This window comes from Kitasatospora sp. NPDC051705 (assembly GCF_044453265.1).
Lineage (GTDB): Bacteria > Actinomycetota > Actinomycetes > Streptomycetales > Streptomycetaceae > Kitasatospora.
Genome location: NZ_JBITCO010000011.1, coordinates 220,090 through 236,313, shown reverse-complemented (window position 1 = coordinate 236,313; position 16,224 = coordinate 220,090). Strand labels below are relative to the sequence as shown.

Annotated in this window: 16 protein-coding genes; 9 read left to right on the top strand and 7 right to left on the bottom strand. The window is 75.4% G+C overall.

Going from position 1 to position 16,224, the window contains the following annotated elements; all coding sequences use genetic code 11:
* Positions 1-181 precede the first annotated feature (181 nt).
* On the bottom strand, positions 182-2,017 hold the full coding sequence (locus ACIA8Q_RS17200) for a M1 family aminopeptidase (RefSeq protein ID WP_360222916.1): 1,836 nt from the start codon (positions 2,015-2,017) through the stop codon (positions 182-184).
* Between the two features lie 334 nt (positions 2,018-2,351).
* On the opposite strand from ACIA8Q_RS17200, the gene ACIA8Q_RS17195 reads away from it, so the two are divergent.
* The 4 genes from ACIA8Q_RS17195 (at position 2,352) to ACIA8Q_RS17180 (ending at position 5,540) form a co-directional block, all read left to right on the top strand.
* The gene (locus ACIA8Q_RS17195) at positions 2,352-2,981 is read left to right on the top strand and encodes a LysE family transporter (protein WP_396317389.1); all 630 of its coding nucleotides are present in this window, start codon (positions 2,352-2,354) and stop codon (positions 2,979-2,981) included.
* A 279-nt stretch (positions 2,982-3,260) separates the two neighbouring features.
* Positions 3,261-3,998, top strand: coding sequence for a TetR/AcrR family transcriptional regulator (locus tag ACIA8Q_RS17190; RefSeq protein ID WP_396317388.1), 738 nt, complete (start codon positions 3,261-3,263; stop codon positions 3,996-3,998).
* Positions 3,999-4,121: 123 nt separating this feature from the next.
* Complete coding sequence (locus ACIA8Q_RS17185; RefSeq protein ID WP_360222907.1) at positions 4,122-4,451, top strand: hypothetical protein; 330 nt, start codon at positions 4,122-4,124, stop codon at positions 4,449-4,451.
* Positions 4,452-4,466: 15 nt separating this feature from the next.
* Positions 4,467-5,540 carry a M14 family metallopeptidase gene (locus ACIA8Q_RS17180; protein WP_360222904.1) on the top strand — a complete coding sequence of 358 codons (1,074 nt, stop codon included), beginning with the start codon at positions 4,467-4,469 and terminating at the stop codon, positions 5,538-5,540.
* Between the two features lie 78 nt (positions 5,541-5,618).
* On the opposite strand, the gene ACIA8Q_RS17175 is transcribed toward ACIA8Q_RS17180, so the two are convergent.
* The 4 genes from ACIA8Q_RS17175 to ACIA8Q_RS17160 all read right to left on the bottom strand — a co-directional run bounded on the left by ACIA8Q_RS17175 (position 5,619) and on the right by ACIA8Q_RS17160 (position 9,097).
* Complete coding sequence (locus ACIA8Q_RS17175) at positions 5,619-7,004, bottom strand: hypothetical protein (RefSeq protein WP_360222901.1); 1,386 nt, start codon at positions 7,002-7,004, stop codon at positions 5,619-5,621.
* A gap of 6 nt (positions 7,005-7,010) precedes the next feature.
* On the bottom strand, positions 7,011-7,784 hold the full coding sequence (locus ACIA8Q_RS17170; RefSeq protein WP_396317387.1) for a hypothetical protein: 774 nt from the start codon (positions 7,782-7,784) through the stop codon (positions 7,011-7,013).
* A 33-nt stretch (positions 7,785-7,817) separates the two neighbouring features.
* On the bottom strand, positions 7,818-8,081 hold the full coding sequence (locus ACIA8Q_RS17165; protein WP_360222895.1) for an ABC transporter permease: 264 nt from the start codon (positions 8,079-8,081) through the stop codon (positions 7,818-7,820).
* A gap of 386 nt (positions 8,082-8,467) precedes the next feature.
* Complete coding sequence (locus ACIA8Q_RS17160) at positions 8,468-9,097, bottom strand: TetR/AcrR family transcriptional regulator (RefSeq protein WP_360222892.1); 630 nt, start codon at positions 9,095-9,097, stop codon at positions 8,468-8,470.
* Positions 9,098-9,335: 238 nt separating this feature from the next.
* Here ACIA8Q_RS17160 and ACIA8Q_RS17155 point away from each other — a divergent pair, with 238 nt between their 5' ends.
* From ACIA8Q_RS17155 to ACIA8Q_RS17145, 3 genes are all read left to right on the top strand, one after another.
* The gene (locus tag ACIA8Q_RS17155) at positions 9,336-10,094 is read left to right on the top strand and encodes an SDR family oxidoreductase (RefSeq protein ID WP_387905219.1); all 759 of its coding nucleotides are present in this window, start codon (positions 9,336-9,338) and stop codon (positions 10,092-10,094) included.
* Between the two features lie 104 nt (positions 10,095-10,198).
* Positions 10,199-10,954, top strand: coding sequence for an SDR family oxidoreductase (locus ACIA8Q_RS17150; protein ID WP_396317393.1), 756 nt, complete (start codon positions 10,199-10,201; stop codon positions 10,952-10,954).
* The gene (locus ACIA8Q_RS17145; RefSeq protein ID WP_396317386.1) at positions 10,951-11,922 is read left to right on the top strand and encodes an NADPH:quinone oxidoreductase family protein; all 972 of its coding nucleotides are present in this window, start codon (positions 10,951-10,953) and stop codon (positions 11,920-11,922) included. The genes ACIA8Q_RS17150 and ACIA8Q_RS17145 overlap by 4 nt, the downstream gene beginning before the upstream one ends.
* An 83-nt stretch (positions 11,923-12,005) precedes the next feature.
* Here the strand turns inward: ACIA8Q_RS17145 and ACIA8Q_RS17140 are convergent, their stop codons facing one another.
* The gene (locus ACIA8Q_RS17140) at positions 12,006-12,827 is read right to left on the bottom strand and encodes an NAD(P)H-binding protein (RefSeq protein WP_396317385.1); all 822 of its coding nucleotides are present in this window, start codon (positions 12,825-12,827) and stop codon (positions 12,006-12,008) included.
* Positions 12,828-12,906: 79 nt separating this feature from the next.
* Here ACIA8Q_RS17140 and ACIA8Q_RS17135 point away from each other — a divergent pair, with 79 nt between their 5' ends.
* Positions 12,907-13,320 (top strand): helix-turn-helix domain-containing protein, encoded by a 414-nt coding sequence (locus ACIA8Q_RS17135; protein ID WP_360220368.1) that lies wholly within the window; start codon positions 12,907-12,909, stop codon positions 13,318-13,320.
* Between the two features lie 49 nt (positions 13,321-13,369).
* On the opposite strand, the gene ACIA8Q_RS17130 is transcribed toward ACIA8Q_RS17135, so the two are convergent.
* Positions 13,370-14,650, bottom strand: coding sequence for an alpha/beta hydrolase family protein (locus tag ACIA8Q_RS17130; protein ID WP_396317384.1), 1,281 nt, complete (start codon positions 14,648-14,650; stop codon positions 13,370-13,372).
* Positions 14,651-14,990: 340 nt separating this feature from the next.
* Here ACIA8Q_RS17130 and ACIA8Q_RS17125 point away from each other — a divergent pair, with 340 nt between their 5' ends.
* Positions 14,991-16,217 (top strand): MFS transporter, encoded by a 1,227-nt coding sequence (locus ACIA8Q_RS17125; RefSeq protein ID WP_396317383.1) that lies wholly within the window; start codon positions 14,991-14,993, stop codon positions 16,215-16,217.
* Positions 16,218-16,224: the final 7 nt, after the last annotated feature.

Here is a 16,224-nt window from a genome sequence, read left to right as displayed (position 1 = left end):
TCCACCCACATGGCGGGGGGGGGCGCGGCCCCCCCGCGCCGCCCCCCGCCGGGGCGGCCCGGGGCCCGGGCCCGGCCCCCGGGGGGGGGGGGGGCCCCCCGCGCCCCCCCCCCCACCACCCGCCTCCGGATCACCCGACCACGGGATCACCGGATCTTCAGGTCACACGATCAGCAGGTCGTCACCCCTCGATCCGGTGCTGGGTCCAGAAGGAGGTCAGGTCGACGGTCGTGGCGGCCTGCGCGGCGGCCTTGAACTCGGCCGTCGTGGAGACCCCGTACCAGTGCGACTGCGCGTAGCCCTTCAGCAGCCCGGCCATCGCGGTGTCCCCGATGGCGCGGCGCAGGTCGTGCAGGGCGCACTTGCCGTAGCCGTACACCACCGTGGAGTAGCGCGAGGAGTTGGCGTCCCAGTAGGCCATCGAGTTGGTGATCTTCTCGGCCGACGAGGCCCAGGAGACGCTGTTCCAGCACCCGGAGCCGGTCTTGCCGAGCGCGAGGTCGGTGGCGTAGTCGGTGAACGCCTCGTCCAGCCAGGGGCTGTTGTACTCGTCGTCGCCCACGATGCCGTAGAACCACTGGTGGCCGATCTCGTGGGTGAGCGCGGTGGTGCTGACCAGGTCGAGGACGAAGCCGGGGTACTCCATGCCCCCGAACCAGAAGTTGTTGTCGATCACGGCGTCCAACTCGCCGTACGGGTAGGCGCCGAAGCGCTGGGCGTGCGCGTCGACCGCCGAGGTGGCGGTGGAGAGCATCGACTGCGCGTCGGAGGAGCTGATCCCCGCCACCGAGTAGATGTTGACCTTCACCCCGGCCGACGAGGTGCCGGATATCCGGGTGAACGGCCCGGCGCCCCAGGCGAAGTCGCGCACCTTGCTCGCGGTCGCCTTGGTGACGGTCCGCCCGGAGCTGCCGGGGGTGTCCACCGAGGTGCCGGTGGCGGGCACCAGCAGGCTCGACGGGTGGTCGAGCGTGACGGTGAAGTCGGAGGCCAGCGAGTAGAAGGCCTCGCCGTTGTTGGTGTACGGGTCGAGGTGCCAGCCGGCCGCGTCCCGGACGGCCAGCACCGGCAGCGCGTTGCCCAGGAAGTTGAAGGCACCGTCGCGGCCGAAGCGGTCCGCGCCGCTGGGCACGGTGATGCCCAGGTCGAAGCCGACCGTGCCGCTCTGGCCCTGGGCGAGCGGGGCCGGCAGGGTGATCTTCAGGGCGGTGCAGTTCACCGACAGCGGGGCGGCCGTGCCGCCGGTCACGTTGCTCACGGTGATCGGGGTGCTCGGGCAGCTGCCGTGCCAGTTGTCCCACAGCCGCAGGTAGACCTCGTTCAGCGGGGCGGCCGAGGCGTTGCTGAAGGAGACGCTCTCGTGCCCGGTCCAGCCGGCGCCGGTGGCGTCACTGGTGAGGTCGACCGTGTAGGCGGGCGCGGCCGGGGTCCGGGTCGGGTCGCCGGGCTGCGGCGGCGTGGTACCGCCGGAGACGTCGAGGGTGACGTCGTCCAGGACGAAGCTGGTCTGCAGGCTGGAGTCCTCGGCGCCGGTGAAGGCGAGGGTGACGGTCTTTCCCGCGAAGGAGGAGACGTCGACGGTCTTGTGCACGTACCCGCTCTGGGCGTCCAGGTTCGAGTAGGTCGCCAGGGTGGTGGAGCCGAGCTTGACGGTCAGTTTGTCGTAGGCCGTGGTGGTGGTCGTCTCGGCCGTGTCGACGTGCAGCCAGAAGCCGAGCGAGGCGGTGCCGCACCCGGAGGGGAGGGTGACGGACTGGGACAGCGTCTCGGTGTGGGTGGACCCGTACCCGTCGAGCCAGGCGAAGGAACTTCCGGAGTGCGCGGTCTGGCCGCCACCGCTGGTGATCGCGCCGCTCGGCGCCGTCCAGGGCGAAGTCCCGGACTCGAAGCCGCCGTTGGCCACGACCTGGGCGGGCGTGCAGTCAGCGGCACTCGCCACGTTGGGGGTGGCGAGGGCCGTGGTGCCGGCGGCGAGGAACAGGGCGGCGCCGGTGAGGGTGCGCAGGAGTCTTTTCATCGAAACCTCTCGAAGGAGCGAACCGGGAGCAGCAGCGTGACAGCAAAGCCCCTCATTTGAAAGGGGCATGCCAGATCGTGCGTCGCCGATCGATGCCGCGGAGCGGCCGACCCGGGCGGGCCGCGGACGCACGGGCCGCGGGCGTGCGCGACTCGCCCGTACGGGACACCGGCCGGCGGCCGTCGGAAAACCGGTTGCCGCGCCGCCGCCCCGACCGCCACCATCCCGGCATGACCGACCACACCGCCCGCCCGCTGCCCGTGACCGCCGCCGCCCGTCCGGCCCCGGTCCAGCAGCAGCCCGGCCGCCCCCGGAGGCCCGACCGCGCGCACGCGTGAGCACCGCCCTGGTCGCGGGCCTGCTCGCCGGGTACGGCGTCGCCGTGCCGGTGGGGGCCGTCGGGGCCTACCTGGTGGCGCTGACCGCCCGGACGACGCTGCGCACCGGCGTCTGCGCCGCGCTCGGCGTGGCGGCGGCGGACGGGATCTACGCCGTACTGGCGGCGTTCGGGGGCGGCGCCCTCGCCCCGCTCGTCGAGCCGGTGGCCCGGCCGCTGCGGGTCGGCTCGGCGCTGGTGCTGCTGGCGCTCGCGGCCCGGACGGCCCGCACCGCCCTGCGCGCCCACCGCGGGCGCTCCGGATCCGCCGCCGACGCTCCCGGGGCACCGCCGGGGCCGGGCCGGGCCTTCCTGACGCTGCTCGGGATCACCCTGATGAACCCGCTCACGGTGCTCTACTTCACCGCCCTGGTGCTGGGCGGCGGCCCGGCCCCGGACGCCGCCGCCCGGACGGTGTTCACCGCCGGGGCCTTCGCGGCCTCGGCCAGCTGGCAGCTGCTGCTGGCCTCCGGCGGCGCCCTGCTGGGCCGGCTGCTGACCGGGGCCCGGGGGCGCCTGGGCACCGCCCTGGGCTCGGCGGCGCTGGTGGCCGCGCTGGCCGTGCAGCTGCTCGCGGCCTCGTGGTGAGCACCGCGCCGACACCGCACCGACACCGCACCGCATCACCCCGCGTCACCCCGCACCGCCCCGCAGCGCGCCTCGCCCGACCCCCGGGCGAGGCGCCGGGGCCGCCCCCGGACGGCATCCGGCACCACCCCCGGAGGACCCGCGGGCCGTCACGGAGAGACACATCGCCCCGAACCGGTGGAAACTTCGCTTGTATCCTGGTGGTGTATCCGCCTGACCTGCCGGACGGACCCCGGGCGCGGCCCGACGTTGTCGGCACCGACGCGGAGGAGTGCGGACATGGTTGAGCAGGACGGCCCCGAGCGGCGGGCACGCCTGAGCCGTCCGCTGGTGCTGGCCGCGGCCGTGGCGCTGGTGGACCGCGAGGGCCTGGCCGCGCTCACCATGCGCCGGCTGGCGGCCGAGCTGGGCGTGGAGTCGATGGCCCTCTACCGGTACACCCCCGGCAAGGAGGCCCTGCTGGACGGCCTGATCGAGGCCTACTTCACCGAGCTCAACGAACGGCTGCGCGCCACCGCCGTCCGCGCGCCCGCCGCCGGGCCCTCCCCCGGCCCCGCCTGGCGGGCCGAACTGCGCCGCATCGCCGGGGCGTTCGCCGCCGTGGCGCACGAGCACCCGGAGATCCTGCCGCTGGTGGCGACCAGGCCGCTGAGCGTCCCGGTGGCCCGGCGGCCCGCGTCGGTGCTGCAGCTCACCGAGCACATCCTCGCGGTGCTCGGGCGGGCCGGCTTCGACGACGCCACCGCGCTGACCGTCTACCGCGCGTTCGTCGCGTGGAACCTGGGCTGTCTGCTGGTGGACAAGCGCCAGGTGGTCGACAACCCGGAGGAGCCGGATCCGGTGCTGCGGCTCGGCCTGCACCGGCTGCCGGCCGCCGAGTACCCGCGGCTGCGCGCACTGGTCCCCCGGTTCGCCGACTTCGACGACGCGGGAGAGCTGCTGAACGGCCTGGACGCCCTCCTGGACGGCCTGCCGGCGGCCCCCCTTGACGCGTTCTACGGCGGCGGCGCATCCTGAGGATACGAGGTACACGTCGGACATATCCGCTCACCAGCACGGCACCGCCGCCACACCGCGATCCGCGATCGCCGAGGCGTGACCGGCGCGGAGCGCCCCCGACGGCGCCCGGAAGAGGTCGCCATGTCCGCTGGACCCTCCACTCCCTCCCGACCCGACATCCTGAGGCTCCGCGTCACCGCCAAGGACGCGGACACCCTGCGCACGCTGCTGCGCGAGACCCGTCCCGACGTCGGCGGCCGTCCGTACGTCGAGGCCGACGGGCGCGTCAGCATCGACGCCTACGTCCCGGACGACCGGGTCGCCGCACTGCAACGCGACGGCGTCTCGGTGACCCGGATCGGCAACGCCAGCGAGGCCGGGCGCGCCGCCCAGGCCGAGGTCGGCGAGGGCGACCGCTTCGCCCCGGCCGACGCCGTCCCGCGCGGCCTGGCCGCCAAGCTCGCCGGCTGACCCGGGAGGACCGTCATGCCGTACCTGAACACCACCGAGGTCGAGTCCGCCCTGGCCAGCCTGGCCACCGCCTACCCCGGCACCACCCAACTGATCACCCTGCCCGAGGACTCCGTCGAGGGCCGCACCGCCCACGCGCTGCACATCGGCGGCCCCGCCCCGATCCCCAAGGCCTGCGTGATGATGATCGGCGGCGTCCACGCCCGCGAGTGGGGCAGCTGCGAGATCCTCGTCCACCTGGCCGCCGACCTGCTGGAGGCCGACCACAACGGCACCGGCCTCGGCTACGGCGCCACCGTCGTCACCGCCGCGGAGGTCCACGACCTGCTCCGGCGGCTGGACCTGGTGCTCTTCCCACTGGTCAACCCCGACGGCCGGCGGTACAGCCAGAAGGTCGACCCGATGTGGCGCAAGAACCGCAACCCGGCCAACTCCGGCATCAGCCTGGACCCGGACTGCGTGGGCGTCGACCTCAACCGCAACTACGACTTCCTGTTCGACTTCGGCACCGCCTTCGCCCCGACCGCGAACCCGCAGGTGTCGACCGACCCGTGCGACCCGCAGGTCTACCAGGGCCCGAGGCCGTTCTCGGAGCCGGAGACCCGCAACGTCCGCTGGCTGCTGGACCAGTTCCCGCGGACCAGGTGGTTCGTCGACGTGCACAGCTACTCGGAGGACATGCTCTACAACTGGGGCGACGACGACAACCAGTCGGTCGACCCGGCGATGAACTACCGCAACGCGCAGTTCGACGGCCTCCGCGGGCTGCCGAACGACGTCGCGTACGCCGAGTACATCCCCAAGACGGACGAGGACGGCGCCGTCCTGCTCGCCGAACGGTTCTGCCAGGGCGTCAAGGGCGTGCGCGGCCGCACCTACAAGCCGATGAGCGGGTTCCACCTGTACCCGACCAGCGGGACCAGTGACGACTACGTCTACGCCCGCCACTTCGACGATCCCGACCAGGGCAAGGTGCTCGGCTTCACCGTCGAGTGGGGCACCAGCTTCCACCCGCCGTGGGCCGAGATGAGCCGCATCATCCTCGACGTGGACGCGGGACTCGTGGAGTTCTGCCTGGCCACCGCCTGAACCATCGTGCCCGACAGCAGGGTGCCCGCCACGACCGGTCGTGGCGGGCACCCGACGTGTGCGGGTGGGGGCGTGGAATCAGGCGGCCCGGTGGAAGAAGAACGGGTCCAGCGAGGGCGGCACCCGGCTGACGCCGTCCAGGTCCAGCAGCTGGTGCGTGGTGAAGTCGGCGTTGCGCTGGTACGTCACGCCGACCGGGAAGTTGGCCCGGTCGGGGGTGTTGTTCCCCGCGAAGATCCCGTAGAAGTCCCGGCCGACGGCGACCATCCGGATGTAGTCGCCCAGGTAGGGCAGGGCGCCGGGCGGGGCCTTCGGCACGTCGCCCGGGGCCTGGTGCAGGACGTGGGCCTCGGCCGTCGCACCGCCGTCGGCGGTCAGCTCCAGCGCCGTCGTCCACTGGTCGTGCGCCAGCTGCTGGTAGACCAGCCCGACCAGCCCGTCCGCGTTGATCGCCAGCGCCGGGTTCTTGGCGTTGACGAGGTCCGCGCGCGCCGGGGCCCAGGTCTGCCCCCGGTCGGTCGAGCGCCGCACGTGCAGGACGTAGTCGGTGGGCACGGTGCCGCCGGTGCCGTCGCACCAGGCGATCCAGACGGTGCCGGAGTCGGTCGGGTCGACGGCGATCGACAGGTCGGCGCCGGTGCGTTCCTGCCCCAGCGTCGCCGCCTTGACGTTGAACCGCACCCTCCGCCCGGCGGCCACCCGCTGGCCGGCGACGCCGTCGTCGGAGTCCCGCAGGTCCTGGAACGGGCTCGCGACCAGGGCGCCCTTGTCGTCGCGCGTCACCACGACGTCGAAGGTGACGACCAGCCCGGAGAAGTCGCTCCAGCTCTCGAACGCGGTGTACACCGTGCCGTCGGGGTGCAGCGCGATCCGCACCGGCGGGCCGTCGAACACCCGGTGGGCCCGCTGGTCGACCTGGACGGACCGGAAGGCGCCGTGGCCGTGCCGGGCGTCGGCGGAGACGTCCACCGTGGCGCTGTGCGGCTGGTGGTCGCCGTCGTTGTTGCCGACGTACACCACGTCCCGGCCGGAGCCGTTCACGACGGTGCCGCCGGCGACGACCCACGGCTGGTCCGGATTGTGGACCGCGGCGCGGTCGACGAGGACCTCCATCGGCGCGTCCGACGTGACGTCCGCGGCCCGCAGGACCTGGAGGTCGCCGTCCTCGCCGTTGAGGATGCCGGTGTACAGGGTGCCGCCCTGCGGCGCGAAGCCGACGCTGATGTCGCCGGTGCCGCCCGGGTCGGCGTTGCCGGGGACGACGCTGCGCAGCACCCAGGTGTCGCCGCCGTCCGCCGAGACGTAGACCGGGGCGAGCGGCCCGCCCATCGGATCCGGCGTGAAGGCGGTCGCCACCAGCTGGTTCGGGTTCTCGGGGTTGACGGCGAGGTTGGGCTCGCTGTCCAGGCTGGTGTCGCCGCTCAGCGCCCTGGGGGTGATGTCGACGACCTTGATGGTGGGCATCCCGGCTCACCTCCCTTCCCGCAGCACGGCGAGTCGCTGCACCGGCTGACGGTCGTCGGGGTGGAGCAGCTGGAACGGCGCCTCCGCGGCGAGCTCGCCCGTCGTGGCGTGCAACAGCCACAGGGCCTCCTGCCCGGGCGCCGGCTTGGGGACGTGCAGCCAGCGCCTGTCCCCGCTGCTGGGGTAGAGGACGGTGATCCGTCCGGGGGCGACGTCACCGGCCTCGACGATCGAGACGTCGAGGGCGGCGCGCCACCAGTGCGGGGCGTGCTCCGAGTGCGACGCCCGGTCGACGTCCTCCAGGCCGACCACGGTGGCGACGACCACGGCGTCCGTCTGCCCGGCGTGCGCCGCGAGGTCCTCCTCGCGGATGGTGCGCTGCACCGACGACAAGGGCATCTCGTCGGCGGTGGTGGCCGCCATCGAGACGTGCTGCTGGACGGCGTCGGCGGGCAGTCGGCCCAGCTCGACGACGCCGAGGCCCTCGCCGTAGACCAGGCCCCGGGTGAAGAACGCGGCCGTGTCGCCGACCGCGAGCGGGGCCGCGTCGGCCGCCAGGCGGACGGTGACCTCGCTGCCGGCGAGTCGCCGGAAGCCGTTCGGCGCGTGCAGCACCTCGGTCACCGCGACGACGGCCGTGCGCGCGTCGTCCGCACCGGGCGGGACGGCCGCCAGCGAGGTGCCGCCGACCCTGGTGACCGTGCCCCGGAAGCCGAGCGGGGCCCGGCGCACGAGTGCGGCCAGGTCACCGGCCGCGGCGGCGGGTGTCGAGTCGCTCATGACGATCCTCCTCTCCGATCGTCGGTGGCCGGGTCACCGCGCCGCGCGGGCGGTGGAGGGGTGGGCCCGGCGCCATTCGGTCCGCGCGCCCAGCGCGCAGACCGCGGTGAGGGCCGCCGCGAGCGCGACGACCAGCCACTCGGCCGCGCCGCTGCCGGCGTCCGGGTCGAGCCCGAGCAGGGTCTCGATCCACTGCGGCCACACCAGGGTGATCAGGAACAGCAGCCCGGACAGGGTGCCGAGGGCGGTCTCCAGCCAGAAACGGGGCCGGACCGGACGGGATTGCTGGAGGGGCATCGCTGCGCCTCCCGTCTCCCCGGAGCCCGGGCCGCGCACGGCGCGCCGGGCGCGCCGTCCTGGTGCCGTCGTGCCCGTGGGCACGGCGGCACGACCGGCCGGGCCGGTCCGGGCCGGGGGTCGCCTCCCGTCGGCGCCGCCGGTCGGGGGGCGTGGCCGCCGCGGGAGGGGTTCTGCTGGGACGCGCGGTGTCGGGCCGCGCGGGGCACGGTGTCGGGACCGTGCCGGGGGTCCGTCGGGTCGGGCCGACGGGCACCGGTGGGGGCGGGCGCCGGAGGCGGCGCCGTACGCCTACGAGGCACACGTACTGCGTATACGAGTCTGCGCGCACGCCCGGGGCAGGTCAAGAGCGGGCCGGCCGGCCCGCCCGCCCGGACGCGCCCGTCTCAGATCCGGGCGCCGAGCATCCGGAGCACCAACTCGCCGTAGCGGCGGCCGAGTTCCTCGGGGGTCTCGGTGGAGCGGTCGGTGTACCAGCGGGAGACGTCGATGCCCAGCGAGGTCACCGCGCGGGCCGCCGTGCGGACCTCGGACACCTCGAAGGCGCCGGCCGCCACGCCCGCCGCGATCAGCGCGCTGACCTCGCGTTCGATGTCCAGGCGCAGCGCCGCGACGACGGCGTAGGCGTCCTCGGGCAGCGCGTGCAGCTCGTAGTTGACCACCCGGCCGACGGTGCGGGCCCGGGCGTGCCAGGCGGTGAACTGCTCGACCAGCCGCCGCATCCGCACCACCGGGTCCCCGCCGCCCGCCACCGCGTCGCGCACCAGCGCCAGCGTGGCCGCGTGGCCGGCCTGGCTGATCTCGGCCAGCAGCGCGGCCTTGGACTGGTAGTGGATGTACAGCGCCGCCGGGCTCATCCCGGCCGCGGTGGCGATGTCCCGGGTGGTGGTGGCGTGGAAGCCGCGCTCCGCGAAGGACTCGACGGCCGCCCGGAGCAGCCGGTGCGCCGCCTCGGGGCGGCTGTCGGCGCCGCCGGGCAGGACGGGCCAGAGGTCGGCGATGGGCGTGCTGGTCATGGCGCCATCCTCCCAGAGAACTCGTACACGCATTCCCCGCCGGGCGGTCGGCGGCTGTTGACAGGCTCCCGCACCACCACCATGCTGAGCAAGCGCTTAGTCACCGGTCGTGGCCGGGCCCACCCGGACTCCGCCGGCCCCCACGAGGGTTTGCGACACCCGTGGCACCCGTCGAAGTCCGTCGAAGCAGATCCGTCGAAGCAAGTCCGTCGAACCGCGCGAAAGGCAGGACCCCTCCGTGGCGCACTCCTTCAAGGGCCGGGTGGCCGTCGTCACCGGATCGAGCCGGGGCATCGGCCTCGGCATCGCGCGCGAGCTGGTCGACCGCGGGGCGAAGGTCTGCCTGACCGCCCGCAACCCCGAGCCGCTCGCCGAGGCCGTCCGCGACCTGGGCGGGCCGGACAACGCCATCGCCGTCGCCGGCAAGTCCGACGACCCGGCCCACCAGGAGGAGGCCGTCACCCGCACCCTGGAGGCCTTCGGACGGCTCGACCACCTCGTCAACAACACCGGCATCAACCCGGTCTACGGGCCGGTCCTCGACACCGACGAGGCCGCGGCGGCCAAGATCTTCGCCGTCAACGTGCTGGCCCCGCTCGCCTGGACCCGCCGCGCCCACGCCGCCTGGATGGGCGAGCACGGCGGCTCGGTGGTCAACGTGGCCTCCATCGCGGGCATCCGCGCCTCGCTCGGGATCGGCATGTACGGCATCAGCAAGGCCGCGCTGATCCGGCTCACCACCGAACTCGGCGCCGAGCTGGGCGGCCAGGGCATCCGGGTCAACGCCGTCGCACCCGCCGTCGTCAAGACCAGGTTCGCCGAGGCCCTGTACGAGGGCCGCGAGGAGCAGGTCGCCGCCGCCTACCCGCTGGGCCGGCTCGGCGTCCCGGAGGACGTCGCGGGCGCGGTCGCCTTCCTGCTCTCCCCGGACTCCGCCTGGATCACCGGCCAGACCCTGGTCGTCGACGGCGGGGTCACCCTCGGCGGTGGGCTGTGAGCGCGGCGGGCGACGGCCAGGGCTCCCGCGGCACGGTTTCCCCGGACGGCGGCGGCGCGGCCGCGCGGACCGGCGCGGGCGGTGACCTCGCCGGGCAGGGCGTCGTGGTGACCGGTGGCGGGCGCGGCATCGGCGCCGCGCTGGCCCGGGCCTTCGCCGCGGCCGGCGCCAGGGTCGTGGTCAACGACCTGGACGCCGGGGCGGCCCACGAGGTGGCGCGCGACTGCGGCGGGACCGCCGCCCCCGGCGACGCCGCCTCCGTCGAGGGGCTGACCGAGCTGGTCGGCCGGGCCCGGGCCGAGCTCGGCGAGATCGACGTGTGGTGCGCCAACGCGGGCGTCGCCCCGGTCGGCGGGGCCGACGCGCCCGCCGCCGCCTGGGCCGGCGCGTGGGAGGTCAACGTCCTCGCCCACGTCCGGGCCGCCGACCTGCTCCTCCCCCGCTGGCTGGAACGCGGCGAGGGCCGCTTCCTCGCCACCGTCTCCGCCGCCGGACTGCTCACCATGCTCGGCTCGGCCCCGTACGCGGTGAGCAAGCACGGCGCGCTCGCCTTCGCCGAGTGGCTCTCCGCGACGTACCGCCACCGCGGCGTCCGGGTGCACGCGCTCTGCCCCCAGGGCGTGCGCACCGACATGCTCGCCTCCACCGGCGCGGTCGGCGAGGCCCTGCTCGCGCCCACCGCGCTGGAGGCCGAGGAGGTCGCCGCGGCCACCCTGGCGGCGCTGGCCGAGGACCGCTTCCTGGTCCTGCCGCACCCCGAGGTCGCGGACTACTACCGGGCCCGGGCCACCGACCCGGACCGCTGGATCACCGCGATGAACCGGCTCCAGCAGGGGCTGGAAGAGAGCGAGGCGCTGTGAGGGCCTGGCAGGTGCCCGAGCTCGGCGAGCCGGGCGCGGTGATGCGGCTGGTCGACGGGCTGCCCCGGCCGGTGCCCGGCCCGGGCCAGCTGCTGGTCCGGGTACGGGCCGCGGCGGTCAACTTCCCGGACGCGCTGATGGTGCGCGGCGAGTACCAGGTGCGCCCGCCGCTGCCGTTCACGCCCGGCGTGGAGCTGTGCGGCGAGGTCGCGGACGGGCCGCGGCGGGGCGAACGGCTGATCGGCAACCCGGTGCTGCCGCACGGAGCCTTCGCCGAGTACGCGCTGCTGGACGCGGCGGCCGCGCACCCGGCGCCCGCGGCACTGGACGACGCCGAGGCGGCCGCGCTGCACATCGGCTACCAGACCGCCTGGTTCGCCCTGCACCGCCGGGCCCGGCTGCGGGCCGGCGAGACCCTGCTGGTGCACGCCGCGGCGGGCGGGGTGGGCAGCGCGGCGGTGCAGCTCGGCCGCGCCGCCGGGGCCCGGGTGGTCGCCGTGGTCGGCGGCCCTGAGAAGGCGGAGGCGGCCCGGGCGCTCGGCGCCGACCTGGTCGTCGACCGGACGGCAGCTGACTTCGTCGGCGCCGTCAAGGAGTTCACCGGCGGGCGCGGCGCCGACGTGGTGTTCGACCCGGTCGGCGGCGACGCCTACACCGGCTCCACCAAGTGCGTGGCCTTCGAGGGCCGGATCGTGGTGGTCGGCTTCGCCGCCGGGCGGATCCCGGCGCCCGCGCTCAACCACGCCCTGGTGAAGAACTACGCCATCCTCGGCCTGCACTGGGGGCTCTACAACACCCACGACCCGCGGGCCGTCGCCGCCGCGCACGAGGCGCTGACCGGGCTCGCCGAGCAGGGCGCGGTCCGCCCGCTGGTGAGCGCCCGGGTGCCGCTGGCCGACGCGGCCGGGGCCGTCCAGCTGGTCGCCGACGGGCGCAGCACCGGCCGGATCGCCGTCCTCGGTGACTGACCGGAGCGCCCGCCCGCCACCACCGCGCCCACGCGGCCGACCCCCGGCGCAGTCGGGCCGCCCGGGGCTCAGCAGGTGGGGGCTCAGCGGGCGCCGGCGATGACGTCCAGGGCCGGGCGGGGCGGGCGGCCGAGCAGTTCCGCGAGGTCGCCCGCCCCGCCCGGCCCGGCCAGGAAGCCGTGGGCGATCGCCGAGTAGGTGCCGACCACCATCGGTACCTGGAAGTCCTGCGCGTCCGAGGCCGCCACCGCTGCCCGCGCCTGCGTCAGCCGGCCGGGCCGGTACTCGGCGCCGAGCGCCCCGGCCACCTCCGCGCCGCCCAGCGCCCGTTCCCCCACCAGCTCGTACGTGCGCCCCGCGTGGGCCTCCGGGGCGAGTGCGACGGCGGCCGCCACCTCGGCGAGGTCCGCCCGGGCCACCGCCGCGAGCTTCCCGTCCCCGAGCGGGGCGCGGACCACCCCGTCCGGGCCCGGCGCGGCGATCGCGCCGAGGAACTCGGCGTACAGGCCGTTGCGCAGCACCGTCCAGCGCAGGGAGGACGACGCGCGGAGCCGCCGCTCGGTCCAGCGGTGGGCGAGGGCGTACGGCAGGTGGTCTCCGTCGCCGGAGAGGCTGGTGTAGACGACGTGCTCGACGCCGGCCCGTTCCGCGGCCGTGATCGCCGCGCCGTGCCGGGCGATCACCACGTCGTCCTCGGCGACTCCGGCCGAGATCAGCAGCAGGGTCCGCACGCCGCGGAACGCCTCCGCGAGCGTCTCGGGCCGGTCGAAGTCCACCAGCCGGGACGGCACCTCCGCGGGCACCGTCCCGGGCGTGCGGCTGCCGGCGGCCACGTCGGGGCGCCCGACGAGCCGTTCCAGGACGAGCGTTCCGAGCGCGCCGTTGACACCGGTGACGAGCAGCATGGTTCCTCCGGGGATGATCGGGGGGCGGATTCCTGACCATCGTCGGCCGCCGGGGCGCCCGGCGTAAGGAGGCACTTCCATGTCAGCAGGGCACACCGCGATAACCACCCCTCGCCCGGTGGTCTGGTGCGAGGACGGCGTGGACTGCGGGATCCAGGACCTGCTGAGCCGGCTCGGCGAGAAGTGGTCCGTCCTGACCGTCGTCGAACTCGCCCAGGGCGTACGGCGGTTCCGCGAGCTGCAGCGCGCCCTGCCGGGCATCTCGCAGCGGATGCTGACGCTGACGGTGCGCCGGCTGGAGCGGGACGGCCTGGTCTCCCGGACGGTCCACCCGACCGTCCCGCCGCAGGTGGAGTACGAGCTGACGCCCCTCGGGCACAGCCTGACCCACCTCGTCCGGGCGGTGGCGGACTGGTCCTACGACCACCACGACGCGATCGTGGACTCCCGCCGCCGGTGGGACGCCGCCAACCCCGACTCGGAGGTCCGCTGACCGCCGCGCCTCCGGGCCGGCCTGACGACGCCTCGGCTGCCGGGCACCGCTACTCGGCGTACTCCATCTCCGGGAAGCGCGGCGAGGGACCGTCCAGCAGGTGGTCGTCGTGGCCGCGCAGCCAGCGGTCGAAGAAGGAGGCCACGTACGTCCGGGTCGCCAGCACCGCGCGCTCCGGGCGGACCTCGCCCAGGTCCTTGCCGAGCTGCTCGGGGGTGATCGCGCCCTGCCGGGCGAGCTGGGGCAGCAGGGACTGCGCGTCGGTGTAGGAGGCGTGCCGGGAGCCGTCGAGGGTGACGTCGGCGTGCCAGCCCGTGCTGTGCTGCCAGAGGGCGTCCCAGCCGGGCTGGTGGTGGTAGTCCCCGGAGTCCTCCTCCCGCGTGCCCATCAGCAGGAACGGGCGGGTCAGCCCCTTCGCGGCGACGTCGGTCAGGACCACCCCGGTGTGACCGTCCGGCCCGGGGAAGTGCAGCTGACCGTCCATGTCGACGGCGGCCGCGATCCGCGGGTCGTCGTGCATGGCCTGGAGGGCGGTGGAGCCGCCCGCCGAGTGGCCGACCATGCCGATCCGGTCGAGGTCGAGCGAGGCGGCGAGGCCCGCCGGCAGCTTCGGGTCGCGGCACAGGCCGGGCAGCTGGTCCAGCACGAAGCGGGTGTCGTCCACCCTGGTCTGCAGGGAGGTGCGCAGCACGTCGGCGAGGTCGAGGTCGGGCTTGCCCAGCAGCTCGGGGAAGACGGAGGTGGCGAGGTCCCCGTTCGGGAAGGCGACCTCGGAGGCGTCGTAGGTGTGGTCGACGGTGACGACGACGTAGCCGCGCGAGGCGAGGTCCTCGACCAGGCCGGTGCCCCAGGTGCGCGGGTCGCCGAACCCGGCCGAGTAGAGCACGACCGGGCGCTTGCCGCCGGGCAGGGCGGGCGCGTCGGTGCGGGCGTGGGTGCGGACGCCGGCCCAGTCGGTGCGGCCGGGTTCGAACCCGTAGTCCGACTGGCCGACGCTGCCGGCGCTGCCGAAGTGGTCGGCGGCGGAGCGCTCCATGTACGGGGCGCGCTCCCGGCCGGTGGCGGGCCGGGCGGTCGGGTACCAGAAGCTGATCATCAGCTCGCGAGGCTTCCCCGGCTTCCACCGGAACTCCCGGCTCGGGTCGGTCAGGTGCAGCGTCGTGGTCCCGACGGGGTACGGTCCGGTCGGCTGCGGCAGCCACGCCTGCGCCTGCCGGGCCGCGCCCCCGCCGTCCGGGGCCGCCGCCACCGCCCCGGGCGCGCCGACCACTCCCAGCACCGCCGTCGCCGCCAGCAGTGCCGCCGCCACGCCCCGTCCCCGCCTGTGCATCCCGTGCTCCTCGCCCTCGATCGGTCGGCCCGCCCGGTTCGCGCGGTCCGTTGAGCAGGACGGTACGGGTGGGGGCGGGGCGAAACCGTCATACCGGGGAGCCAACTCACCCCTGAGTACCAGGGTATGACTCCCTTAGGGGCCGTCAGGCCGTCAGGCCGCGGGGCCGACGGGGGGCGGGGCTCGGGCTCGGGGCGCGGGGCACCGACGGGAGCAGGGCGCCGGCCGCCGGAGCGGCCCGGGCGGCGTCGTCCAGGAAGCCGGTAGTCTCCGCCCGGATCACCGCCACCCGCCGCCCGCTGATCACCGGCCTCGACGACGCACGAGAACAGGAGCCGCCGTGCCGCGCCCCGAACCGCTGCCCCGCACCGTCCGCCTGCTGTTGCTCGCCCGGGTCGTCAACCGGCTCGGGGCCTTCTCACTGCCCTTCCTCACCGCGCTGATCAGCGCCGACCACGGCGCGAGCCTCACCTCCGCCGGGCTGGTCAGCGCCGCCTTCGGGCTCGCGACGATCCCCTCCCGGCTGGCCGGGGGGCACCTGGCCGACCGGATCGGCCGGCGCACCACCATCGTGCTCGGGCTCTGCGGATGCGCCGTCGCGCAGCTGGCGATCGCCGCGTCCGTGTCACTGACCTGGGCGGTCGCCGGGGCGGTGCTGCTCGGGCTGGCCTTCGAGCTCTACGAGCCCCCGAGCCAGGCGATCATCGGCGAGTCCGTCCCCGAGCAGCACCGGGTGCGCGCGTTCAGCCTGTTCAGCGCCGCGCTCGCGGCGGGCGGCATGGGCGCCGGGCTGCTGGCCGCCCTGCTCGGCCGTTGGGACCTGCGCTGGCTCTTCGTCACCGACGCCGTCACCTGCCTGGCCTGCGCCCTGCTGATCCGGCTCGCCCTGCCCCACGACCGTCCCGAACCACCCGGCGCCGACCGGGGCCGCGCCGCCGTACGCCCGCTGCGCGACCGGGCCCTGCTGAGCGTCCTGGCCACCGGCACCGCCTACGCCCTGATCAACCAGCAGGCCGTGGTCACCCTGCCGCTCGCCCTCACCCGGCACGGCCTGCCCGCCGCCGACGCCGGGCTGCTGTTCACCGCCGCCGCGGCCACCACCGTGCTCGCGCAGCCGCTGGTCCGGATGCCCTGGACGACCCGGCTCGGCACGCCCGTCGCGCTCGCCCTCGCCCACCTCCTCCTGGCCGCGGGGCTGACGGGCTACGCCCTCGCCGGGACCCTGCCGGGGATGCTCGCCGCCGCCGCGGTGCTGAGCCTCGGCGACCTCCTGGTGATCGGCCGCATCTACGCGCTCGTCACCGAGCTCGCGCCACCCGGTGCCGGCGGCCGCTACCTGGCCGTCTTCGGGACCAGCTGGGGCATCGCCGCGACGCTCGCGCCCGTCCTCGGCACCCAGCTGCTCGCCCGCGCGGGGACGACCGTGCTGTGGTCCGTCATGGCCGTGTTCTGCCTGCTGCTCGCCGCCCTGCACCTCCGGGTGACGCCGGAGTCCGCCGGGTCCCCCCGCCGCCGCACCGCCGGGAGGCCCGGACCGGCCGAGCCCGCGGCCGCCCCCGGCCCGTGACGCCGTC